The 23,515-nt window shown below is 68.4% G+C and carries 20 protein-coding genes and 1 riboswitch; of the genes, 11 read left to right on the forward strand and 9 right to left on the reverse strand.

What is annotated here, in order from left to right; genetic code table 11:
• Window positions 1-151: 151 nt before the first annotated feature.
• Entirely contained in the window at window positions 152-2,746 is a 2,595-nt protein-coding gene (locus AC1VXD_RS15220; RefSeq protein ID WP_482992753.1) for a M14 family zinc carboxypeptidase, read from the reverse strand.
• 71 nt (window positions 2,747-2,817) lie between these two features.
• Entirely contained in the window at window positions 2,818-5,457 is a 2,640-nt protein-coding gene (locus AC1VXD_RS15225) for a TonB-dependent receptor (protein ID WP_482992754.1), read from the reverse strand.
• 191 nt (window positions 5,458-5,648) lie between these two features.
• Here AC1VXD_RS15225 and queD point away from each other — a divergent pair, with 191 nt between their 5' ends.
• The gene (queD, locus tag AC1VXD_RS15230) at window positions 5,649-6,011 is read left to right on the forward strand and encodes a 6-carboxytetrahydropterin synthase QueD (RefSeq protein ID WP_108767628.1); all 363 of its coding nucleotides are present in this window, start codon (window positions 5,649-5,651) and stop codon (window positions 6,009-6,011) included.
• A gap of 115 nt (window positions 6,012-6,126) precedes the next feature.
• A complete protein-coding gene (locus AC1VXD_RS15235) occupies window positions 6,127-6,480 on the forward strand; it encodes a phasin family protein (RefSeq protein WP_108770596.1) in 354 nt (117 codons plus the stop codon).
• Window positions 6,481-6,657: 177 nt separating this feature from the next.
• Here AC1VXD_RS15235 and AC1VXD_RS15240 read toward each other — a convergent pair whose 3' ends face one another.
• Together AC1VXD_RS15240 and AC1VXD_RS15245 are read right to left on the reverse strand one after the other, a co-directional pair.
• Entirely contained in the window at window positions 6,658-8,130 is a 1,473-nt protein-coding gene (locus AC1VXD_RS15240) for a sensor histidine kinase (protein ID WP_482992755.1), read from the reverse strand.
• The gene (locus AC1VXD_RS15245; RefSeq protein WP_482992756.1) at window positions 8,127-8,846 is read right to left on the reverse strand and encodes a response regulator transcription factor; all 720 of its coding nucleotides are present in this window, start codon (window positions 8,844-8,846) and stop codon (window positions 8,127-8,129) included. The genes AC1VXD_RS15240 and AC1VXD_RS15245 overlap by 4 nt, the downstream gene beginning before the upstream one ends.
• A 144-nt stretch (window positions 8,847-8,990) precedes the next feature.
• On the opposite strand from AC1VXD_RS15245, the gene msrB reads away from it, so the two are divergent.
• The 4 genes from msrB to AC1VXD_RS15265 all read left to right on the forward strand — a co-directional run bounded on the left by msrB (window position 8,991) and on the right by AC1VXD_RS15265 (window position 13,736).
• Window positions 8,991-9,566: a peptide-methionine (R)-S-oxide reductase MsrB gene (gene msrB, locus AC1VXD_RS15250; protein ID WP_482992757.1), complete on the forward strand. Its 576-nt coding sequence runs from the start codon at window positions 8,991-8,993 to the stop codon at window positions 9,564-9,566.
• A gap of 2 nt (window positions 9,567-9,568) precedes the next feature.
• Window positions 9,569-11,335 (forward strand): cytochrome c biogenesis protein DipZ, encoded by a 1,767-nt coding sequence (locus AC1VXD_RS15255; RefSeq protein ID WP_482992758.1) that lies wholly within the window; start codon window positions 9,569-9,571, stop codon window positions 11,333-11,335.
• A 15-nt stretch (window positions 11,336-11,350) separates the two neighbouring features.
• Entirely contained in the window at window positions 11,351-12,088 is a 738-nt protein-coding gene (gene msrA / locus AC1VXD_RS15260) for a peptide-methionine (S)-S-oxide reductase MsrA (RefSeq protein ID WP_482992759.1), read from the forward strand.
• A 205-nt stretch (window positions 12,089-12,293) separates the two neighbouring features.
• Window positions 12,294-13,736 (forward strand): aminotransferase-like domain-containing protein, encoded by a 1,443-nt coding sequence (locus AC1VXD_RS15265; protein ID WP_482992760.1) that lies wholly within the window; start codon window positions 12,294-12,296, stop codon window positions 13,734-13,736.
• A gap of 121 nt (window positions 13,737-13,857) precedes the next feature.
• Here AC1VXD_RS15265 and bioD read toward each other — a convergent pair whose 3' ends face one another.
• Window positions 13,858-14,550 carry a dethiobiotin synthase gene (gene bioD, locus AC1VXD_RS15270; RefSeq protein WP_482992761.1) on the reverse strand — a complete coding sequence of 231 codons (693 nt, stop codon included), beginning with the start codon at window positions 14,548-14,550 and terminating at the stop codon, window positions 13,858-13,860.
• A 67-nt stretch (window positions 14,551-14,617) separates the two neighbouring features.
• On the opposite strand from bioD, the gene AC1VXD_RS15275 reads away from it, so the two are divergent.
• Complete coding sequence (locus tag AC1VXD_RS15275) at window positions 14,618-15,100, forward strand: GAF domain-containing protein (protein WP_482992762.1); 483 nt, start codon at window positions 14,618-14,620, stop codon at window positions 15,098-15,100.
• Complete coding sequence (locus tag AC1VXD_RS15280; RefSeq protein WP_482992763.1) at window positions 15,097-15,459, forward strand: TfoX/Sxy family protein; 363 nt, start codon at window positions 15,097-15,099, stop codon at window positions 15,457-15,459. Before AC1VXD_RS15275 ends, AC1VXD_RS15280 begins: the two co-directional genes overlap by 4 nt.
• A gap of 57 nt (window positions 15,460-15,516) precedes the next feature.
• Here AC1VXD_RS15280 and AC1VXD_RS15285 read toward each other — a convergent pair whose 3' ends face one another.
• Window positions 15,517-16,095 (reverse strand): histidine phosphatase family protein, encoded by a 579-nt coding sequence (locus tag AC1VXD_RS15285; protein WP_313052333.1) that lies wholly within the window; start codon window positions 16,093-16,095, stop codon window positions 15,517-15,519.
• A 142-nt stretch (window positions 16,096-16,237) separates the two neighbouring features.
• Window positions 16,238-16,460, forward strand: a riboswitch (cobalamin riboswitch).
• A 119-nt stretch (window positions 16,461-16,579) separates the two neighbouring features.
• Here AC1VXD_RS15285 and btuB point away from each other — a divergent pair.
• Complete coding sequence (btuB, locus tag AC1VXD_RS15290) at window positions 16,580-18,427, forward strand: TonB-dependent vitamin B12 receptor (protein WP_482992764.1); 1,848 nt, start codon at window positions 16,580-16,582, stop codon at window positions 18,425-18,427.
• Window positions 18,428-18,497: 70 nt separating this feature from the next.
• On the opposite strand, the gene gph is transcribed toward btuB, so the two are convergent.
• Together gph and AC1VXD_RS15300 are read right to left on the reverse strand one after the other, a co-directional pair.
• Window positions 18,498-19,169 (reverse strand): phosphoglycolate phosphatase, encoded by a 672-nt coding sequence (gene gph, locus AC1VXD_RS15295; RefSeq protein ID WP_482992765.1) that lies wholly within the window; start codon window positions 19,167-19,169, stop codon window positions 18,498-18,500.
• Between the two features lie 240 nt (window positions 19,170-19,409).
• On the reverse strand, window positions 19,410-20,339 hold the full coding sequence (locus tag AC1VXD_RS15300; RefSeq protein ID WP_482992766.1) for a LysR family transcriptional regulator: 930 nt from the start codon (window positions 20,337-20,339) through the stop codon (window positions 19,410-19,412).
• 108 nt (window positions 20,340-20,447) lie between these two features.
• Between AC1VXD_RS15300 and AC1VXD_RS15305 the strand changes: the two genes are divergently transcribed.
• Both AC1VXD_RS15305 and AC1VXD_RS15310 read left to right on the forward strand, forming a co-directional pair.
• Window positions 20,448-21,086, forward strand: a complete 639-nt coding sequence (locus AC1VXD_RS15305; RefSeq protein WP_482992767.1) for an NAD(P)-dependent oxidoreductase — start codon at window positions 20,448-20,450, stop codon at window positions 21,084-21,086.
• A gap of 93 nt (window positions 21,087-21,179) precedes the next feature.
• On the forward strand, window positions 21,180-22,094 hold the full coding sequence (locus AC1VXD_RS15310; protein ID WP_482992768.1) for an MBL fold metallo-hydrolase: 915 nt from the start codon (window positions 21,180-21,182) through the stop codon (window positions 22,092-22,094).
• A 266-nt stretch (window positions 22,095-22,360) separates the two neighbouring features.
• Here AC1VXD_RS15310 and dinB read toward each other — a convergent pair whose 3' ends face one another.
• On the reverse strand, window positions 22,361-23,455 hold the full coding sequence (gene dinB, locus AC1VXD_RS15315) for a DNA polymerase IV (RefSeq protein WP_482992769.1): 1,095 nt from the start codon (window positions 23,453-23,455) through the stop codon (window positions 22,361-22,363).
• Between the last annotated feature and the right edge of the window lie 60 nt (window positions 23,456-23,515).

The raw sequence follows: 23,515 nt of genomic DNA on the forward strand, positions 1-23,515 counted from the left end.
ACCCGGCTACACTCGGCACTGAGCTACAAATCGCCCAACGACTACGCCCGGCAGCTTGCGGCTGCCGCCTGAACACGGCTTCATGGCGTCCGTTTTTAGGGGGCCAGATCACCCTGCCTCCCACCCCAGCATCAACAAGGCGCGTGCAGCCTCACCCCCGCGCCTTGGCCGGATTCACCAGATTCCCGAAGAAGATCGCATTGATCAGCAGGCGATCAGTACCGTGCCAGTACTTGCGATGCGCCGGATCATCGGCAAACAACACCACGTTGCCCTGCCCCTGCGCCGACACCAGCAGCCACGCACTCCCCGCCACCCGCGCACGGTTGCGCTCGGACAGGTAACCATTCACCCGCGGCGTCGCATCGATGCGCACCACCGTCGAGAACGGGTTCGCACTCGGCTGCAGCGTCACCGTGTTTTCCTTGTTGATCGCCAGCTGCCGGCGCGGCACGCCGAACGCCAGCGGATGGGTGGTATCGACGTCGGCGCTGAGGATGTTGCCGCTCACCCGCTCGATCGCGGCGATGTCACGCTGGTCACCGAACGCGCGGCGGTCGCCGTCTCCCGCTTCCTCGTCCTTGCCCAGCGATTCGCCCTCGGCCAGCTTCTGTTCCACCGCCCACTTCGACGCGCTGCCATAGGTCACCAGCGAGCCGCCGGCCTGCACCCAGCGCTTCAGCGCCGCCACGGCGGTGGCGTCGATGCCGGTGTAGGTACCGCCGGACAGCACGATGGTGGTGTAGCGGTCCAGCGCGACCTTGCCCAGCTGCTGCGGATCCAGCTTGCTGGCCGGCAGGTGCAGCTGCTGGTCTAGCAGGAACCAGGCCGAACCGATCTCGGTCGCAGCCACGCCCTCGCCCATCACCAGCGCCACGGCCGGCTTGCGTAGTGCCTTGACGCCGTCGCTGCCGAGATCGATGCCATCACTGCTGCGGCCGCTGGACAGGGCATGCACCTGCACGCCCGCGTCGCGTGCGGCGGCTGTCACCGCCTCGAGCAGCGCCGCGCCCTGCAGCGGCTGGCCGGCCACCGGGATGACCAGGCTGCCCGCGGCGAAGTCGACCTGGCCCTGCGCGGTGGCGCTGCTGAACGGCTTGAACGCGGCGCGTGCGCTCAGCCCTTTGGCCTGCAGCGCGGCAAGCGCGCGGCCGGCGTTGTAGTCGCGCCAGTCGATGGCGTAGGCAAAGCCGGCCTGACCGCCGTTCACCGCACCCTGCACCGGCGGCAGCTCGGCCACGCGGGCGCCGCCGTCGATGCGGCTGCGGCTGCCGGCGAAGGCCACCCCGTAGGCCGGTGCGATCGCGTAGCTGGTGCTGCCGTAGAACACGTCGCCCTTGATCGACGGCGTCTCGGCGAAGATCGAATGGACCAGGCGGAACTGCGCCTGCTGCACCGGCACGACGTACGCGCTGCCAGCATCGAAGCGCTGCCCGTCCACCGTCACCGTGCGATCCAGTGCGCGCACTTCCATGCGGTGCAGCAGCAACAGTTCCAGCAGGCGCCGGGTCAGTGCCGGGTCGTGCGCATCGCCGAACACGAAGCTTTTCACCGGCTGTTGTGCCGCCTGCTTCAGTGCGCTCTGGAAGAAATCCTTCTGCAGGTCGAACAGGCCACTGCGCTCGGTCACCGCACCGCGCACCGTGCCCAGGCCGGTGGCGACCTGGTTGCGGATGGTGAAGGGGAAGGTCAGCAGGCCGTTCACCGATTCCTGCACGCGCCCACGCGAGCTGGCCTGCTCGACGGTGACGCCGACCGCGCCGTGGAAGTCCGGATAGGTCGAGCCATACACCGGCGAGAAGTTGTCGTAGTTCTCGCCGGTGTAGTACAGCGAGCCCAGCGCATCCAGCGACTGCGCGTGGTACTTGGCCAGGGTCTTGTTGAACGCGTAGGACGCTGCCGGAATCAGCGGGCTGTGCATGCTCTTCGGCGAGGGCTCGAAGTAGTACGTGCTGTCCTTGCCCATCTCGTGGAAGTCGATCTGCACGTTCGGGTACCACTGGTGGAACACGGCCAGCTTGGGCCGCGAGTCCTGCTGGGTCAGGGCCAGCCAGTCGCGGTTGAGATCGGTGAAGTAATGGTTGGTGCGGCCCTGCGGAAACGGTTCGACATGTTCCTTGTCGGCCGGGTCGGACGAGGCCGGGTGCGAGGCCCAGGCGTTGTGCCAGTTGGCGGCACGGTCACGGCCGTCGGGGTTCTGCGCCGGGTCGAACAACACCACCGACTGCTGCAGCCACTGCTGGGTTTCGGCGCTGCGGTTGGCCACCAGGTAATAGGCGGTCAGCATCGCCGCTTCGCCGCTGGAGGTTTCGTTGCCATGCACACTGTAGCCCAGCCAGACCACGACGGGGCTGTCACCGGCCGCGCTGCGCGGTTGCGCCGGGTCGATCAGGGTGGCGTGCTGCTGGCGGATCTGTTCGATGCGGGCCTGGTTGTCGGCGGCGGTGACGGTGGCGATCAGCAGGGGCCGGCCTTCGTAGGTGCGGCCGATCTCCTGCACGCGGATCTTGTCCGAGTGCTTCGCCAGTTCCTGGAAATAGGCCACCAGCTGGTCATGGCGGGTGTAGCGGCTGCCGATCGGGTAGCCGAGGAACTGCTCGGGGCTGGGAATGGCGGCATCGAACGCGTCAGCGTCGGTGGCCTGCGGGAAGAAGTACGCACTCTGGGCCCGCGCCGGCAGCGGCGAGGACAGGACGGTGGCGGCGGCAAGCAGCAGCGGAAGAACGGCACGGCGGTGGAAGGACACGGTGACTCCCCAGGAAACAGGACAGCGGCAACACGGCCGGCCACGGGTTGTGGCCGGCCGTGGCGATGGCATCAGAAGCGGTAATCGAAGCCGAGGGTGAAGTAGCGGCCACGCAGGTCGTACTGGCTGAAGTCGTACGGCGCGCGGATGCCCGGGAACGAGGCGTCGTACGGCGGCGTCCTGTCAGCCAGGTTCTGCACCTTGGCGTAGACGGTCAGCTTGTCGATGCCGGCATAGGCCAGGTACAGATCGAACTGGTTGTACGCATCGATGCGGTCCTGGACGGCCGCGGCGGCGGTGCTGGCCTTCTGGTCGTAACCGCTGGTGTAGTACCAGGTCACGGCCGCGGTGAAGTCGCGGAAGGTCCAGTCCAGCGTGGTGGTCGCCTTGTTCTTCGGCAGCGTGGCGCCGAGGTTGCTGCCGGCGTAGTCCACCAACGGGCCGCCGACCACGGTCGGGCGTCGGTAGTCACGCACGTGGGTGTAGGCCGAGGACAGGGTGAAATCGCCCAGCGCGGCGGTCGGGATGCGCTGGCGCAGTTCGATGTCGATGCCCGAGGTCTTCAGCTCGCTCAGGTTCTGGTAGCGGTTGAACACGGCCAGCAGCTTGCCGCGCTCATCGCGCTGCACGGCAGCGGCCACGTTGTCGTTGACCAGGGTCTGGGTGTTGTTGGTGCCGACCAGGTTGTCCAGCTGGATGCGGTAGTAGTCCACGCTCAGGTTGGTGTTGGCCCACGGCGAGAGCACCACGCCGAAGTTCACGCTCTTGATGCGCTCGGGCTTCAGCTCGCTGTTGCCGACGGTGAAGAAGGTGGGGTTCTGGCGCGAACCCGGCACGTCCGGATCACGCGGGTCGACCACGCTGCCGTAGGCGATGCTGGTGCTGTTGGAGTTCTCCGACAGCGACGGCGCACGGAAGCCCTTCGACGCCGAGGCGCGCACCAGCAGGAAATCCAGCGGCTGCCAGCGCAGGCCGAGCTTGGGCGAGAACGCGTCGCCGAAGTCGTCGTAGTGATCGGCACGTGCGGCGGCGGACAGTTCCAGGCCCGTGGCCAGCGGCACGTTCACTTCGGCATAGGCGGCGCTGACCTTGCGCTCGCCGTGCACCTCGGCGATGGCCGGGCGTACCTGCAGGCCGGCATCGATCTGCCAGGGGTTGTTGGAATCGAGCTTCTCGCGGCGCCATTCGGCACCGGCAGCAAAGCCGATGTCACCGGCCCAGGTGCGGCCCAGGGTGCCGGAGATCTTGGCGTCTACGCCCTGCAGCACCGATTCGGCCGGGCGCAGGGTGGAGATGTTGATCGCATCGATCACCGACTGCGGGGTGGCCGACGGGTTGAGCAGGTTGTAGCTGCCGCTGGCCAGCGCATCGGCCAGCGCCCAGCGGTTGGCGAAGCCGCCCGACACGGTCTCGCGCTCGCTGCTGCGGGCGCCGAACGCGACCACTTCCCAATCCCAGGCGGCGGTGCTGCCGCGCAGGCCGACCACGCCGCGGTAGGCGGTGGAGCGGTTGGTCTTGATGGTGCCGCCGAGGTCGAAGAAGGTGTATTCGATCGGCACGGCGCGGCCATACGGGTTGTACGGGCTGCTGGCCGGCAGGTTGGACGAGACCGGTTCGGCAAGGCCGGTTTCCGCGTTCAGGGCGAAGCGGCCGCTTTCCAGGGTGAAGAACGGGCTGCTGCCGAACCACGCGGCGCTTTTGATCTGGCTGTACAGCACTTCGCCGAAGGCTTCGACGTTCTCGCCGAGGCGGAAGGTGCCGTTGGCATACGCCTGGTAGCGCTTGGTCGAGGGAATCAGGGTGGTGTACGGCGCCTGGTTGAAGCCGCAGGTATCACCGGCGAGGCCGTCGATGGGCGCGCTGGCGACGCGGGTGGTGCCGGTGGGGCAGTTGCCGTCGGCATCGAGCATCGGCACCGAGACGCCGTTGATCAGATAGCGCGCGCCCTTGGCCGACCAGCCGTTCCAGCGGCCACCGGGCTGGTCGCTGTAGATGCCGCTCTTGGTCAGGTTGCGCTCGTCCTGGTCCAGGCGCTCGCGGTTGTAGCCCTGCAGGCTGAAGAGGATGTTGTAGCCATCGGTATCCAGATCACCCAAGCCACCGACGAACTTCAGGTTCTGCTCGTGCAGGCCACCCTGGTCGGCACCGCCGAAGCTGCCGCCAAGTTCGGCGCCTTCGAAGTTCTGCCGGGTGATGATGTTGACCACGCCGGCCACCGCATCGGAACCGTACACGGCCGATGCGCCGTCCTTGAGCACTTCGATGCGCTCGACGGCGACCAGCGGCAACGCGTTGAGGTCGACGAAGGTGTCGGACAGGCCGCCGGCCGGGAAGCCGTAGTTGGCCAGGCGGCGGCCGTTGAGCAGCACCAGCGTGTTCTTCTGCGAAAGGCCGCGCAGGCCGATGCCTGCCGAGCCGGACGCCCAGCCGTTGTTGGTGGTTTCGTTGGCGGCGTTGCCGGTGTTGGCCGAGATCGAGCGCAGCACGTCGGCGACGGTGGCCTTGCCGGTCTGTTCCAGCTGCTGGCGGCCGATCACCTGCACCGGGTTGGACGCCTCGGTGTCGGTGCGCTTGATGTTGGAACCGGTGACGCGCACGGCGGCCAGGGTGCTGGCTTCGCCACTGGCGTCGGCGGAGGTTTCGGCGGCGGCAGACAAAGGCGCGGCCAGAGCGACGGCCAGGGCCGCCACGAGCAGGGTGTGCTGGGGCATGACGATGTGGGGGGTGGTAGTGGACGACGGAAGTTCCGCAGTAATCCATGCCAGGTCTGGCGGGACCAATAACATCTCTTCATACGGATATAAGAGAAGCTAACATCTCTTCATCCGGATGGAAAGAATTGCTTTACGGAAAGCCAACAACCGGGACGGCCGCGGCGGCGGGGCCGGCGTACAATCGCGCCATGGAAATCTTCAAAGTCTTCATGCTCGAGGCGGCCCACCGCCTGCCCAACGTGCCGCCGGGCCACAAATGCGCGCGCCTGCACGGCCACTCGTTCCGGGTGGAACTGAAGGTGGAGGGCGAGCCGGGTGCGCAGACCGGCTGGATCATGGATTTCGGCGACGTCAAAGCCGCCTTCCAGCCGATCTACGACCGCCTGGACCACCACTACCTCAACGACATCCCAGGCCTGGAAAACCCGACCAGCGAGAACCTGGCGGTGTGGATCTGGAAGGAGCTGAAGCCGCTGCTGCCCGCGCTGAGCGAGATCACCGTGCATGAAACCTGCACCTCCGGCTGCCGGTACCGCGGCCCGGCCGCCTGATCAAGCCATTGATACTCAAGGGTTTCTGAAGGCGCCTTGAGCGCCTTCTTCTTTTTTGTTGCATTGCGGCATGATCGGCGTATGCTGCATTGCATCAACCGCTTTCGATGCCGCCATGGCCAACGCCTTCGCCGATCGTTTCAGTGATGCCACCCGCCAGCTGGCGGCTGCGGCAACGCGTGCAAACCGATTGGCGCTGGAAAACGCCGAGAGCATGTTCGGCGTGCAGCTGAAGGCGATGGAACGCAACCTGACCGCAACCGGCGGCTGGCTGGGCGAACTGGCCCGCAGCGAGGATCCGGCCGGGTTGCTGCCCAAGGGCGCACAGCTGTGGCAGGACAACCTGCAGCGGCTGGGCCAGGCCCAGCAGGACGTGGTCGATCTTGGCCTGCAGGCCGGTCGCGCCTGGTCCGACCTGGTGCAGGGCCAGACAAATACAACGGCGGACGCCACCGGCAACAGCCACTGACGTCACGCCCACGCTCATTGCATGGGTCCCTCCCCCCATGCAATCCGGACCCGGCAGATCCCTCCCTCTGCCGGGTCTTTTTTTGCCTGCAATCCGGTGAAGCGCACGCGTCACGGGCGGCCTGGCGGCCGCGCACACCGGTAGCGCCGGGCCATGCCCGGCGAGCGCAGCGGCGTATCAGGGCCCCGCGCTCTCCGCGCGCGGCAGCGCAAACACGAACAGCGCGCCGGTCGCGCTTTCCCGCAGTTCGATACGACGACCGTGCAGCTGCACGATGCGCTGCACGATCAGCAGGCCGAGCCCACCATTCTCGCCACGCCGCGCCCCCAGTGCCGCCGGGGCCTGGAACAGCTGCGCACGCAGCGCCGGCGCCACGCCCGGGCCATCGTCGGCCACGCTCACTTCCACGCTGCCGTCGATGGCGCGCAGCTGCACCCGCACCTCGCCGCCCTCGGGCGCATGCCGCAGCGCGTTGTCGAGCAGGTTGGTCAGCACCCGCTCGACCAGGCCGAGGTCGGCACGCACCAGCGGCAGGCCCGGCGGGAAGTCCGCATGCAGGTGCTGGCCGCGCGCCTGTGCGGCCAGTTCGAACTTCTGCAGCACGTCCTGCAGCAGTTCCGGCAGCGCAAACACCTCCCACTCCAGGCGCACTTCGCCATGTTCCAGCCGCGCCAGTTCGAACAGCGCGCGCGCCAGGCGGCCGACCTTGGCGCTCTGCGCCAGGGCGATGCCGAGATAGCGACGGCGTTCGTCCGGCGACAGCGTGGCTTCCTTCAGCGCCATCGTTTCCAGGTAGCCATGCAGCGAGGACAGCGGCGTACGCAGGTCGTGCGAGATGTTGGCCACCAGTTCGCGGCGCTGCAGGTCCTGCTGGCGCAGCTGCTGCCACTGTTCGCCCAGCCGCTGCGCCATCTGCGCGTGGGCATGTTCGAGGATCTTCAGTTCGTCACGCTCACCGCTGCGCAGCGGCACCGGGGCCGGCAATGGCGTGGGCGCATCGATGTCGAAGGCCTGGATGCGCCGGGTCAGCCGGCGCAGTGGCCGGGTGACCCAGTAGAACGCCACCAGCCCGGCCAGCAGGCCCAGCCCACCCACCAGCAGCACCGACCACAGCGTGGTGTTCCACTGATTGCTGGCGGCCAGGTCGTCGGCCAGCATCTGCCTGTGTTCGCCCACCAGCACCACATACACGTAACCGGCCTGGCGCCCCTGCACCACCAGCGGGGCCACGCTGAACACCTTGCGGCCGCCGGTACTGCGCGGGTCGTCGCCGAGGATCGGCAGCGGTGCACCGGCCAGCAGGCGACGCAGCGGCGCCAGGTCGACGCGGTTGCGCAGCAGGTGGCCGCTGGGCGCATCGTGGCCGAGGATGCGGCCCTGGTCGTCCAGCAGGTACACCTCCACGCTGGGATTGACCGCCATCAGCTGGCCGAACAGCGCGCGCACCGCAGTATCGCGCATGCCGCTGGTGTCCATCAGTTCGCTGCGCTGGGCGATGTGTTCGGCCAGGCCCATCGACAGCCGCTGCACCACTTCCTGTTCGTGGCGGGTGCTGGCGCGCATCTGCAGGGCCAGCAGGGCCATGCAGCACATCAGCATCAGCGCGGCGATCACCGCCGCCAGCTTCTGCCACAGGTTGGGCTTGATCATGCCGCCGCCCCGGCCGGGTCAACCAGCTTGTAGCCACGCCCCCACACCGTCAGCAGGCGCCGCGGCGTGGCCGGGTCGAGCTCGATCTTGCTGCGCAGGCGGTTGATGTGGGTGTTCACCGTATGCTCGTAACCATCGTGCTGGTAGCCCCAGACCTGGTTGAGCAGTTCCATCCGTGCGAACACCTGGTCGGGGTGGCGGGCGAAGAACAGCAGCAGGTCGAACTCACGCGGGGTCAGTTCCAATGCGCTGCCATCGACCGAGGCGGTGCGCGCCACCGGGTCCAGCTGCAGGCCACCGACCTCGACCGCACCGGCATCGATGCGCGCGTTCTGTGCCATGGCTTCGGCGCGGCGCAGCAGCGCGCGCACGCGGGCCACCAGCTCGGGCATCGAGAAGGGCTTGGCCAGGTAGTCGTCCGCGCCCAGTTCCAGGCCGACGATGCGCTGGGTCTCGCTGCCACGTGCGCTGATGATGATGATCGGCACGTAGCGCGCCATCGCACGGGCGCGCTGGCAGATCTGCAGGCCGTCCACACCGGGAAGCATCACGTCCAGCACCAGCGCGTCCCACGGGCCGTCCTGCTCCAGCAGGCGCAGGCCGGCATCGCCGGTGGCGGCGTGGGCGACGTCGTAGCCCTCGTCGGCCAGGTGCATGCGCAGCAGGTCGGCGATGTGGGCATCGTCTTCGACGATCAGGACGCGTTTGGCGGACATCGGCAGCTCGGGGCCAGTGGGGAGGCTGCCCGCATTGTGGCGCGGGACGGCCACCGATACCTCACGAAAAATTGAATCCTGCGTGAGGATTCGTTGACCCGGGCAGGCGCAGCATGGCCCCGTCGCCCCTTGCAGGAGTCCGCCATGCCCCTCACCCGCCGCCACCTGCTGGGCCTTGGTGGCCTTGCCACCGCCGCTGGCGTGCTCGGCCTGGGCGCGTGCAGCCGCGCCGCCACGGCCGCCGCCGAGAACCGCCCGGCTCGACAGTTCCCGCTGATGCGCACCGACGCCGAATGGCGCCGGCTGCTGACCCCGGCGCAGTACGCGGTGCTGCGCCAGCAGGCCACCGAACGGGCCGGCAGCAGCCCGCTGGACCGCGAACACCGGCAGGGCACCTTCACCTGCGCCGGCTGCCAGCAGCCACTGTTCTCCTCGTCCACCAAGTTTGAAAGCGGCACCGGCTGGCCCAGCTTCTGGGCACCGCTGCATGGCGCCGTCGGCGAGGACCGCGACACCACCTTCGGCATGTTGCGGGTGGAGGCGCACTGCAGCCGCTGCGGCGGCCACCTCGGCCATGTCTTCAACGATGGCCCGCGCCCCACCGGCCTGCGCTACTGCATGAACGGTGCCGCCCTGCTGTTCCAGCCCGGCGCGGCACAGCAGGACAGCAACGGTGGCTGGCGCGTGCCGCTCGGTTCTTCCCCTGTTTCTGGAGCCTGATGATGCTGCTGTTGCTGCTGGCCTACCTGGGCGGTGTATTGACCCTGCTCAGCCCGTGCATCCTGCCGGTGCTGCCCTTCGTGTTCGCGCGGGCCAACCGCTCCTTCGTGCGCAGCACGCTGCCGCTGCTGCTGGGCATGGCGCTGACCTTCGCCGCGGTCGCCAGCCTGGCCGCCGTGGGCAGCCAATGGGTGGCGCAGGCCAACCAGATCGGCCGCTGGCTGGCCCTGGTGCTGATGGCGGTGTTCGCCCTCGCGCTGCTGTGGCCGCGCCTGGCAGACCATCTGCTGGCGCCGTTCCAGCGCGTGGGTGCACGGCTGAGTGCACGCGCCGATGCTGCGGATGATGCCGGCCGTGGCGGTGCTGGGACCTCGCTGCTGATCGGCATCGCCACCGGCCTGCTGTGGGCGCCGTGCGCCGGCCCGATCCTCGGTCTGGTGCTGACCGGCGCTGCCCTGCATGGCGCCAGCGTCGGCACCAGCGCGCTGCTGCTGGCCTACGCATTGGGCGCGGCCACCGCGCTCGCGCTGGCGGTATGGATCGGCGGCCGCGTGTTCAACGCCCTGCAGGCGCGCCTTGGCCTGGGCGACGTGCTGCGCAAGATGCTGGGCGTTGCCGCGCTGCTGGCGGTGGTGGCGATCGGGCTGGGCTGGGATACCGGCCTGCTGACCCGCCTGTCCACGGTGAGCACCGCGCGCATCGAACAGGGTCTGCTCGATGCCGTGCCCGGTGCGCAGCCCGCGGCGCCACCGATGATGATGGCCGGCGCGACTGCCGGTGCCGACGCGCCGCTGCCGGTGGAAGGCACCCTGCCCTCTCTGGACGGTGCCACCGGCTGGCTCAACAGTCCGCCGCTCAAGGCCGGACAGCTGCGCGGCAAGGTCGTGCTGATCGACTTCTGGACCTATTCCTGCATCAACTGCCTGCGTGCGATGCCCTTCGTCCACGAATGGGAACGGCGCTATCGCGACCATGGCCTGGTGGTGGTTGGCGTGCACACGCCCGAGTTCGCCTTCGAACGCGACCCGCGCAACGTGATGAAGGCCGTGCAGCAGCTGAAGGTGGAATACCCGGTGGCGCTGGACAACCAGTATTCGATCTGGCGCGCATTCAACAACCAGTACTGGCCGGCGCAGTACTTCGTCGATGCGCAGGGCAACATCCGCGCCCACCAGTTCGGTGAAGGCAATTACGCGCATTCGGAACAGGTGATCCGCCGCCTGCTGACCGAGGCCGGCCAGACCGATCTGCCGCCGCCGGCCGACCCGGCCGCCGCCGACCTGCAGGGCGTGGCCACGCAGGCCGACATGGGGAACCTGCGCTCGCCGGAAACCTACCTGGGCCATGCACGCGCCGAGCACTTCGCCTCGCCCGGCGGGCAGCGCAACGATGTGGCCTTCGACTACACGCTGCCGGCCAGCCTCGCGCTCAACCAGTGGGGCCTGTCCGGCCGCTGGACCGTCACCGATGAAGCCGCGCAGCTGCAGCAGGCCGGCGGCCGCCTCGCCTTCCAGTTCCATGCCCGCGACCTGCACCTGGTGTTGGCACCGACGCAGGATGGCACGCCGGTGCGCTTCCGCGTGTGGCTGGACGGCAAGCCGCTGCCGGCCACCGATGCCGGCAGCGATGTCGGCGCCGATGGCACCGGCGTGGTCAACGAGAACCGTCTGTACCAGCTGGTGCGCCAGCGCGGCACGGTCGGCCCGCACCGCTTCGAGATCGAGTTCCTCGATGCGGGCGTGCAGGCCTATGCCTTCACCTTTGGCTGAGAACAGGAGGGCACGATGAAATTCTCCTTCGAACAGGGCATTGCAACAGGTGTTGCCGGGCTGGTCGCCACGGCACTGGTGGCCGGCGTGCTGCTGGTTGATCGCGGCGCGATGGCCGCGCCGGCTACCGCCAGCGCGCAGGTACAGGCACTGCCGGCACCCACCGGCGATGCCGCCTTCACTGATGGCGCCACCCACGCCAGCGTGGTGTTTGCCGGTGGCTGCTTCTGGGGCGTGCAGGGCGTGTTCCAGCACGTGAAAGGCGTGAGCAATGCGGTGGCCGGCTATGCCGGAGGCAGTGCCGCCGATGCGCGCTACGAGCGCGTCAGCAGCGGCCGCACCGGACACGCTGAAGCAGTGAAGGTCGACTACGATCCGCGCCAGGTCAGCTATGGGCAGCTGCTGCAGGTGTTCTTCTCGGTGGCGCACGATCCCACCCAGCTGAACTACCAGGGCCCCGACCACGGCAACCAGTACCGCTCGGCGATCTTCAGCGATGACGCCAGGCAGCTGGCTGCCAGCCGCGCCTACATCGACCAGCTGGGCAAGGCTGGCAGCTACCGCGGCCCGATCGTGACCCAGGTGGCCAGCGGCCAGCGTTTCTACCCGGCCGAGAGCTACCATCAGAATTACATGAACAACTACCCGCAGGCGGCCTACATCCGCTACTACGACGCACCGAAGCTGGCCGCGCTGGGCAAGCAGTTCCCCGCGCTGTACCGGCGCCAGGCATCGCTGGTACCGATGCGCTGACCGCGCTTTCGTAGAGCCGAGCCCATGCTCGGCTGCCCTGCCGGGAAAGCAGCCGGGTATGGGCTCGGCTCTACACAAAAAAAGACGCACGGCCTTGCGGCCGTGCGTTTGCAATGGATCGGCCAGGCCCCGATCAGGCCCCACCGACAGCACCATGCTAGGCTCGGCGGCATCCTGGGTACAGCTCCAGATGCAGGCCAGTCCAATGGATACAGATCCGCGCACCACCCCGGCCCCGCCGCGCTACCAGCGCCTGTCCGATGAGCTGGCCGAGGCAATCCACGGCGGTCGTCTGCCGGTCGGCAGCCGCCTGCCCTCGCTGCGGCAGATGGCCGCGCAGCGCCAGCTCAGCCTGAACACCGTCATCGCGGCCTACCGGCAGCTGGAAGATGCAGGGCTGGTGGTGCCGCGGCCGAAGGCGGGTTTCGAGGTGGCGCCGCGCCTGTCAGTGCCGCAGCGTTCGCTGCGCGATGCACCCTCGGCGCCCACCGCACCGCTGCAGCAGGCCTTGATGGCGCGCGTGCTCCAGGCACAGCAACGCCCTGGAGTGATCGATCTGGCGTTTGCCGGGCCGCGTGGGCGGCAGTTCTATCCCGGCGCCCAGCTGGCCCGGCACACCGCGCAGGTGCTGCGCCACGGCCAGCAGACGGTGGAAACCTATGCGCGCCCGAATGGCTCGCCGCGCCTGCTGGCGCAGATCGTACGGCGTGGCCCGCGGATGGGCCTGCATACGCATGCCGACCGCCTGCTGCTGACCCACGGCGCGATGGAAGCGCTGCAGCTGGCCCTGCGCGCGGTGACCGAACCGGGCGCGGCCGTGGGCATCGAGGCCCCGTCCTACTTCAACCTGTACCCGCTGCTGGCCAACCTCGGCCTGCAGGCCATCGAACTGCCTACCCACCCGCAGCACGGGCTGGACGTGGATGCGCTGGAAGCGCTGCTGGAGCACACGCCGCTGGCCGCGCTGGTGGTCATGCCCACCGTGCACAACCCGCTGGGCTGCACCATGCCGACGGCCGCCAAGCAGCGCCTGGCCGAGCTGATCAATGCACGCCAGCTGCCGCTGATCGAGGATGCGGTGTACGCCGAGCTGCAGTTCTGCGAGCCACCGGCGCCGCTGCTGAAGGCGTTTGATCGCGATGGCTGGGTGATGGTGGTCGGCGGCTTCTCCAAGACGCTGGCGCCGGATTACCGCATCGGCTGGCTCGATGGGGGCCGCTTCGCCGAGCGCATCGCCCTGCTCAAATTCCAGTCGACCGGCGGTGAACCACAGCTGCTGGGTGATGCGGTGGCCGCTTACCTGCAAGCCGGCAGCTACGAGCACCACCTGCACCGCATGCGCCGGCTGTACCGCGAACAGGTCGGGCGCCTGCGCCAGCTGGTGGCCGAACACTTCCCCGCCGACACCCGTGCCACCGAGCCACAGGGTGGCTTCCTGCTGTGGCTGGAACTGCCGGGCGTGGATACCCGCGAACTGTTCGAGCGGGCGCTGGCGGAGGACATCGTGTTCATGCCCGGCCAGGTGTATTCGCGCGGTGCGCGCTACCGGCATTGCCTGCGGCTGTCGTGCTGCCAGGCGCTGGATGCGCGCTTCATCAGTGCGGTGGAGCGGCTGGGTGCGATCGCGCGGGAATTGTCGGCACGGTAGTGCCGGCCGCTGGCCGGCAATCGCGGTGCCGTTCGTATCGGTTGCCGGGTAGAGTCGACCGTTGGTCGACTGCTCCTGATCAGACCCCGCGCTGCGCGCGATAGTCGACTGACAGTCGACTCTACCGCTGCTCCGCTCCCAGGTGCGCGCCCAGGGTCAGGCCATCCGCGCCCGGCAGGTACGGCAACCTCCCCCAGCACGGTATCGGCAGGCGCTGCTGCAACGTGGCGATGTTCTCGTCCTGGCGCTGCATGGTGGGATCGATGTGGTTGCCGATCCAGCCCAGGCACTCCACGCCGCTGGCCTGCAGCGACTGCGCGGTCAGCCGTGCGTGGTTCACGCAGCCCAGGCGCATGCCCACCACCAGCAGCACCGGCAGGCGCAGCGCGCGCACCAGATCCAGCTGGTCCAAGGTGGCCGACATCGGCGCCAGCCAGCCGCCCACGCCTTCGACCACCACCACGTCGGCCTGCGCACGCAGGCGCGCGAACGCGGCCACGATCGGCGCCAGCTGCACCTGCACGCCGTCCTCGGCGGCGGCCAGTTCCGGCGCCAGCGGCTGCCGCAGCGCATAGGGATTCAGGTCGGCGTAGTCCGGCACCGGCCAGCTGGCCGCCTGCAGCGCCAAAGCATCCTCGTTGCGCAGGCCCTGGCCGAGGTCCTGGCTGCCACTGGCCACCGGCTTCATGCCCACCGCACGCAGCCCGCGCCGGCGCAGCGCATGCAGCAGCGCGGTGCTGCTGGCGGTCTTGCCGATTTCGGTATCGGTCCCGGTGACGAACACGGCCGGCGGCATCAGGGTGGGCAGGGGCATCAACAGATCCAGGCATGCAACAGAGCGTGCATTATCGCTGGTCCCGTACGCTTGCTAGACTGCAGGCATGTTCGCCAATGCCTCGCTCACCGGCAGCAAGCCGGAACAATACGCCCAGCTGCTGGAACAGGCCCGCGGCCTGGTCTACGCCGAGTCCGACCGCATCGCCAATGCGGCCAACCTCTCCGCGCTGGTCTACCACGCCCTGCCCGACCTGAACTGGGTGGGCTTCTACCTTTATGACGGCAAGGAGCTGGTGGTCGGCCCGTTCCAGGGCCTGCCGGCCTGCGTGCGCATCCCGCTGGACAAGGGCGTGTGCGGTGCCGCCGCCAGCCAGCGCGTCACCCAGCGCGTGGAAGACGTCGACGCCTTCCCCGGCCACATCGCCTGCGATTCGGCCTCGCGCTCGGAGCTGGTGGTGCCGCTGCTGCGCGGTGATGAACTGATCGGCGTGTTCGACATCGACAGCCCGAAGGTGGACCGCTTCGATGCCGAGGACCAGGCCGGTCTGGAAGCCATCGCCCGCGTGTTCGTCGAGGCCCTGGGATGAGCGCACCGAAGCTGCGCAACATCGGCCCGAAGAGCGCGGCGTGGCTGCGCCAGGTCGGCCTGCGCAGCCGCGAGGACCTGGCCGCGCTCGGCGCGGTCGGGGCCTTCGTCAAGGTCAAGCGCGCCGGCTTCAAGCCGAGCCTGAACCTGCTTTATTCGCTGGAAGGCGCGCTGCGGGACTGCCACTGGCAGGAGCTGGGCGAAGCCCAGCGCGAGGCGCTGGTGCAGGATTACGAGGCACGCATCGCCGCGCATCCGCTGAAGGCGGCTGGCCCGGCATCGGGCCCGGTGCATGAGCAGCGCTTCGACACCGGGGATGACGGCGAAGACAGTTTCGCCGAGAGCGCCGACGAGGATTGAGGCGTCCGCGTTGCGGGGAAGGCCGGCCAGCGGCCGGCACTACCACGGTGATGCGGCTTACGGCTGCTGCAGTTCCAGCAGCTCGCCGACCAGGCCCACTTCGCCGCGTTCCAGCCACACCCGCAGGCGCGTGCCGTGGTCGATGCGCAGTGCCCAGCACAGCGACAGCGGCAGCCCGCAGACCTGCGACAGCACCATGCGCAATGGGCCGCCATGGCTGACCACCACGGTCGGCAGCGGATCCTCATCGTCCAGCAGGCGATCCAGCGCGCGTGCGATGCGCCGTTCGAAGTGGCCCCAGCTCTCGCCGTTGGGCGGCGGGAACGCATGCGGATCGGCATGGAAGGCCGCCAGCGCGTCCTCCGGCAGGTCGAACAACGACTGCCCGTCCCAATCGCCGAAATCCAGTTCTTCCCACTCCTCGTCCGCCTCCACGTCCAGCCCGCGCGGGGTGGCCAGGGCCATCGCCGTGTGCAGCGAGCGCAGGCGCGGCGAACTGATCACCCGCTGCCAGTCCTGCTCGGCATAGGCGTCGACCAGTTCCTGCGGCAGGCGGGCCAGCTGCGGCGGATCGCTGCGGCCATCGAGGAACTCATCGCGGCCGTTGCCGGCATGGCGGACCAGGTCGAGGATCATGCGTGCGTCCTGTGCAGGCAACGCGGGAACAGCAGAAAACAGCGGGACATCGGCAACGGCACCACGGGATCGAGGGGACATTCTACGGGCACAGCGAAGGCAGTCGAGCAAGCTCGACTCTACGGGGTCCCGGGGATGCCGTAGACTGCGCCCACTTCCAGGTGACCTGCGGCCATGGCCGGCAGGTTGAAACGGGAAGCCGGTGACGCGTGGCAACACGCCAGGCCGGCGCTGCCCCCGCAACGGTAAGCACGTCTGTTCCAGGCAATACCGCCACTGTGCCATCGGCATGGGAAGGCGCCTGGACGGTGGCCTCGCGCCACCTGGCGGCAAGCCCGGAGACCGGCCCGGAAGCCTCAGGTCGCGATGCGGTGGGCATGGCGCTGGATGACCGTGGCGCTGCCGCGGCTTCGGCGCCTGCCTGCCTTTGCTCGCGGTTCCTCCCCTTCGCCACGCGGGCGTGCGTGGCACCTGGAGTCCCCCGATGAAGCTGCAGTCCCGAATGCTGTTCCTGGCCGTGCTGGCCGCCCTGCCCGCCCTGGCCCATGCGCAGGCCAACGAAGACACCGCGGCGCTGGACCAGGTGCTGGTCACCGCCACGCGTACCCCCATCGCCCTGCAGGACAGCATCGCGCCGGCCCAGGTGATCGACCGCGCACAGATCGAATCCAGCCAAGCCACCTCGCTGCAGGAACTGCTGGCAGGTCGCGCCGGCATCAACCTGACCAACAGCGGTGGCCTCGGCAAGCAGAGCTCGCTGTTCCTGCGCGGTACCAATTCCTCGCACACCGTGGTGCTGGTCGATGGCGTGCGCATCAACAGCGCCGACCTCGGCCTGGCGATGTACCAGGACCTGCCGCTGGCACAGATCGAACGCGTGGAAATCGTGCGCGGTCCGCAGTCGAGCCTGTACGGCGCCGATGCCATCGGTGGCGTCATCCAGATCTTCACCCGTCGCAACCAGGGCGAATTCGCCCCGCACTTCCAGCTCGGCAGTGGCAGCAATGGCCTGCGCGAGGCCAGCGGCGGCATCGGTGGCAGCGGCGAGCACGGCTGGTTCGGCGCCGACATCGCCTACCAGCACACCGACGGCATCAACGCCTGCCGTGGCTCGGCCACGCTGTTCGCCGGCTGCTTCGCCGATGAGCCCGACCGCGATGGCTACCGCAACCTGTCCAAGAGCCTGCGCGGTGGCTACACCTTCAACGACCAGTGGAGCGTGGAAGGCAGCGCGTTGCGTGCCGAGGGCGAGAACCACTACGACGGTTACTACAACTATTCGGAAACGCTGCAGCAGGTGATGTCCGGCAAGGTGCGCTACACCCCGACCGATCGCCTGGCCTTCACCGCCAGCGTCGGCCGCAGCGACAACGAATCGGACAACTACGGTGACTTCGGTGTGTTCGGCAGCGCGCAGACCCACCGCGACAATGCATCGCTGCAGGCCGACATCGGCCTGGCCGAGGGCCAGCTGCTGAGCACCGGCGTGGACTGGAGCGAAGACAACCTCGATGGCAGCAGCGCGGGCTATCTGGTCGACAGCCGCCGAAACACCGGCGTGTTCGTGCAGTACCAGGGTCGTTTCGGCCGCCACCAGCTGCAGGTGAGCGCGCGCAACGATGACAATGCGCAGTTCGGCAACCACGCCACCGGCAGCCTCGGCTGGGCGATGGACCTCGGCCACGGCCTGCGCGTGAATGCCAGCTACGGCACCGCGTTCAAGGCACCGACCTTCAGCGACCTGTACGACCCGTGGAGCGGCGTGCCGACGCTGGATCCGGAGAAGTCGAAGAGCGCCAACCTCGGCCTGTCGCAGCACGGCCAGGGCTGGCACTGGGGCATGGACGTGTACGAGACGCGCATCGATGACCTGATCACCTACGATGCGGCGACCTTCATGATGCAGCAGGTCGAGAAGGCGCGTATCCGCGGGGCCGAACTGACCGCGGGCGTAGTGCTGGCCGGCTTCGACATCAATGGCCAGCTCAGCTACACCGACCCGCGCAACCGCACCGCTGGCAGCGCGCAGTTCGACAACTGGCTGGCGCGCCGCGCGCAGCAGACCGCGCGCCTGGACGTGGACCGCCGCTTCGGTGATTTCCGCGCCGGGCTGACCGTGCAGGGCGCGGGCAAGCGTTACGACGACGCAAGCAACGCGGTGAAGGTGGGCGGCTACGGTACGCTGGACCTGCGCGCGGAATATGCGCTGACGCCATCGTGGTCGCTGCTGGCGCGCGCGGCCAACCTGTTCGACCGCAGCTACGAGACCGTGGCGTGGTTCAACCAGCCGGGCCGCGAATACCAGCTGAGCGTGCGTTACCAGCCGAAGTAACGGGCCTCGGCATCGATGCATGGCGTCGATCTACATGATTGGTAGCGCCGGGCCATGCCCGGCGAACGGATCACGGCGTCGGAATGCCTGATGCCAGCCCCGGCAGGTCACGCAGGTCGTCGATGACCGCCACGGCATGTGCCGTTTCCAGGTCCAGGCCACGCGGGTAGCCGTAGCGCACCAGTGCGATCGGCATGCCTGCGTCTTCGGCGGCACGGTAGTCGGTGAGCGAATCACCAACCATCAGGCAGGCGTCCACTGCCAGCCCGAAGTGCGCGGCGATATGCCGCAGCGGTTCACCACTGGGCTTGCGCTGCGGCAGCGAATCACCGCCCAGCACCAGCGAAAACGCATCGCCGATGCCCAGGTGCTGCAGCAGCGGCGGCACCAGCGCCGCCGGCTTGTTGGTGCAGATGGCCAGGGGCACGCCACGCGTGCGCAGCACGGCCAGCGCTTCGGGCACGCCGTCGAACAGGCGCGGGCTGCGCAGCAGGCACTCGCGGTAATGCACCATGAAGGTCGGCATCACTTCGGCCAGATCGATGTCACGACCGGCGGCATGCACGGCCTGCTCCACCAGCCGCCGCACGCCATCGCCGATCCAGCCCAGCACGGTGGCTTCAGGCACGCGCGCCAGGCCGATGTCTTCCAGCGTGCGGTTCAGCGCTTCGGCGATATCGGCCGCGCTGTCCACCAGCGTGCCGTCCAGATCAAACACAACCAACGGATAGGGATACGACAAAGGACGGCACCTGTACGACGTGGGCCGTCCATTGTACGCCCCGCGCTTTTCCCGATTCCCCCTGAGCCGAACCGGCGGGCGCGGAGTCTGGCCTTGCGCTCGACGGTCGGCAGGTCTTGCGGGTCCACACACAAGCGGCGTACCCCGGGCACATATCGACCGGGCGATACCGATCGCTTACCTCGCGCGCCTGCCATTCCCACGCCGCGCGGTTGTGGTCGAGCAGTGCCTGTCCATGGTTCATGTGTCCTCCCTGGTCGCTGGGCGCCAATCCAGATCCTGGAAGGCCGGGCTGGCAAAACACTCAGCAAGGAAATCCAGGAACCGCCGCATGACAGCGGGCTGCTGTCGACGCGATGCGTACACGGCATGAATGCCCAGCTCGTCCAGTTCGTAGGCCGGCAGCAGCTGCACCAGTTCGCCCGAACGCAGCAGCGGTGCCACCTGGTAGGTCGGCAGCATGGCGATGCCGGCACCGGCGCGCACCGCTTCCAGCAGCAGTGATGCTTCGTTGGCGCTGATGTTGCCGCCCACCGCCACCGACAGCGAGCGGCCATCGCGGTGCAGCTGCCACAGGCTCTTGCCCACATAGTGATGGGTGAGGCAGTTGTGCGCGGGCAGCTGTTCCGGCGCGCTGGGCGTGCCATGAGCCTGCAGGTAAGCCGGCGTGGCGCACAGCACCGAGCGGCAGGTGGCCAGCCGTCGCGCGATCAGGCCCGGGTCGATCTGGCGTGCGATGCGCACGGCCAGGTCCACGCGCTCCTCCACCAGGTTGACCATGCGGTCGACCAGCAGCAACTCGATGCGCGCCGCCGGATGGCGCTGCACGAAGGCAGCCACAGCGCGGGCCAGATGGCTCTGCCCGAACGACACGCTGGCGGTAATGCGCAGGGTGCCGTGCGGCTCGGGATCGTCGCTGGCCAGTTCGCCCTGCAGTTCCTCGCCGATGGCCAGCATCTGCCGGAAGCGCGCCAGCGCGGCTTCACCGGCGCCGGTCAGGCTGATCCGCCGCGTGGTCCGGTGCAGCAGGCGCGCGCCCAGCCAGTCCTCCACCTCGGCCAGGTAGCGGCTGACCATCGCGCGGGACATGTCCAGCACCTCGGCGGCGGCGGTCAGGCTGCCGCGCTCGGCCACTTCGACGAACACGGTCATGGCGGTCAATCGGTCCATCTGCTCGATCCATGCAACAAACAAGCGCGTTATACGCTGTTTTTCGAGCAACTGCAGCGGCCTACAGTGGCCACGTTCCCACCCCATTCCGCCCCAAGGAGTTCCGCCATGAAGATTGCCCTCGTCGGTGCCACCGGCAACATCGGGCGCCAGATCGCCCGCCACGCGCTGGCCAACGGCCACCAGGTCACGGCCGTGGTCCGCAGTGAAAAGGACCTGCCGGCCGAACTGGCCGGTGCCCAGCTCGCCATCGCCGCGCTGGACGACACCGACGCCCTGGCTGCGGTGATTGCCGGCCACGAGGTGCTGGCCAGCGCCTACGGCCCGCGCCCGGGTGATGACATCGCCCAGATCGCCACCGTGGCCGACCAGCTGGTCGCCGCCGCGCGCCAGGCCAAGGTGCCGCGCGTAGTGGTGGTCGGTGGCGCCGGCAGCCTGGAGATCGCGCCGGGCGTGCAGCTGGTCGACACCCCGGACTTCCCGGCCGCCTACAAGCCGTACGCACTGGCCGCGCGCGAAGCGCTGAAGCGCCTGCAGGCCGTGGATGACCTGGACTGGACCTTCTTCTCGCCGGCGGCGGAAATCGGCCCGGGCGACGAGCGTGGCCAGTACCGCGTGCAGGCGAAGACCTTCCTCGCCGATGCCAGCGGCCACAGCCGCATCAGCTACGCCGATTACGGTGCGGCGTTCGTGGCCGAGCTGGAAGCGGCCAAGTACCCGAAGCAGATCATCACTGCGGCGTATTGATCGATACGTTTCCCCGGTAGAGCCGAGCCTGCGCTTGGTTCGAGGCAAACACTGCAGCCGAGCATGGGCTCGGCTCTACACAAGGAATCGTTGATGCGTACTGCTGCCCTGCTTCTTCCGTTCGCGCTGGCCGCCGGTTTCGCCAGTGCGCCGTTGCTGGCCGCACCGGCCACGCCGGCAGCCGCCACGGCGGCGAAACACTCACAACTGCACCTGCAGACCTTCCATCCCGGCCCGCAGGCGATGTTTTCGGTGTCCTCGGTACTGATTGAAGGCCGCCGCGAGGCAATACTGGTCGATGCACAGTTCGCGGCCCGCGATGCGCGTGCACTGGTCGAAAAGATCCGCGCCAGCGGCAAGCAGCTGACCACGATCTACATCAGCCACGGCGATCCGGATTACTACTTCGGCCTGGCCACGCTGCAGGATGCCTTCCCGCAGGCACGCATCGTCGCCACCGCGCAGACCGTCGCCCATATCGAGCAGACCCAGGCCGGCAAGCTGGCCTACTGGGGCCCGAAGATGGGTGCCGATGTGCCCGCGCGCATCATCGTGCCGCAGGTGCTGGAGGGCGATGCGCTGCAGCTGGAAGGCCAGCGCCTGCCGCTGATCGGGCTGGATGGGCCGACGCCGGACCGCACGGTGCTGTGGGTGCCGTCGCTGCGCGCGATCGTGGGCGGCATTCCGGTAGTGGCCGGCGAGCATGTGTGGATGGCCGATACGCAGACGCCGCAGTCGCATGCCGATTGGCTGCAGATGCTGCAGCAGCTGCAGGCGCTGAAGCCGAAGGTGGTGGTGCCGGGCCATTATGCGCCCGGTACGGCGCTGGATGCGGGCGCGCTGCGTTTCACGGCGGACTACATCCGTGCATTCGACGTGGAAACGGGCAAGGCGGAGGACAGTGCGGCGCTGGTGAAGGCGATGCGGGCGCGTTACCCCAGGTTGGAAGGCGTGGCGTCGCTGGAGTTGAGTGCGAAGGTGGCCAAGGGCGAGATGCAGTGGCCTTGAGGCAGGTGGTTTGTTTTTGCAGGGCTGCGCCCTGCACCTGCTCAATGCAACGGCAACAGCCGGAGCAACAGCTGGGTATCTATGGGTTGGCGGCGTGGGTCCGGTGGCAGGGGACGCCGTGAACCCGTCCATGGGGGCTTGGTCGCGGCATCCATGCCGCTCACCCCCCCGCAACCGGACCCACCCCGCCTTCGACAGTTTCCCACGATCTGTCGGAACAGCGATCCGCTCTGGTGGGTGCCGACCGTTGGTCGGCACGGGGTCGGTCAGATGGAGGTGGAATGATTCGGGCCGTGCCCGAACAGTTCGCCCTGCACGACCAGTTCCTTATCGCGGAATCCACCGAGGCCGACGCCGACCAGGCGGTAGCGGGTGTCGGCGGGCAGGTCGACGCGGGCACGCAGGGAGAGGGCGATGTCGCGCAGTTCCTGCAGCGATTCCGGTGGGCGGTCGGGGGTGTAGCTGCGGGTGAGGATGCGGAACTGGGCGGTCTTCAGTTTCAGCACCACGGTGTGGCCGATGCGTTCGGTCTTGCGCGTGGCGTGCCAGGTCTTCTCGGCCAGCTGCACGATGGCCTCGCCCAGGTCTTCCAGCAGCAGGTCTTCGGCGAAGGTGTCCTCCGACGAGATCGACTGCACCTGCTGATCCGGTTCCACCGGGCGTTCGTCGATGCCGCGGGCGCGGTTGTACAGGCTGCGGCCGAAGCTGCCGAAGCTCTCTTCCAGGTCCGGCAGCGTCCAGTTGCGCAGGTCACCACAGGTGACAATGCCGCGCTCGGCCAGCTTGCCTTCCATCACCTTGCCCACGCCCGGCACGCTCTTCACCGGCAGGGTCAGCAGGAAGGCATCCACGCGCTGCGGCGGAATGACGAACTGGCCATCAGGCTTGCGCCAGTCCGAGGCGATCTTGGCCAGGAACTTGTTCGGCGCGATCCCGGCTGAAGCAGTCAGGTTCGTCTCTTCGCGGATCTGCGCGCGGATGGTGCGCGCGATTTCGGTGGCCAGTTCGATGCCGCTCTTCGGCGCGGTCACGTCCAGGTAGGCCTCGTCCAGCGACAGCGGTTCGACCAGATCGGTGTGGCGCAGGAAGATCTCGCGCACCTGGCGTGACACGGCTTTGTAACGCGCGAAATCCGGCGGCACGAAGATCGCATCCGGGCACAGGCGCTCGGCACGCAACGCCGGCATCGCCGAGCGCACGCCGAACACCCGAGCCTCGTAGGACGCCGCGCACACCACCGAACGCGCGCCGCGCCAGGCCACGACCACCGGCTTGCCGCGCAGCGACGGGTCGTCACGCTGCTCCACCGACGCGTAGAAGGCGTCCATGTCGACGTGGATGATCTTGCGCAGTGCGTTCATGGTTGGCTGACATGATAACCGCACCGTACCGGTCCAGACGGCGAAGTATGGTCGTTGTGC

This window comes from Stenotrophomonas sp. STEN054 (genome assembly GCF_056854535.1).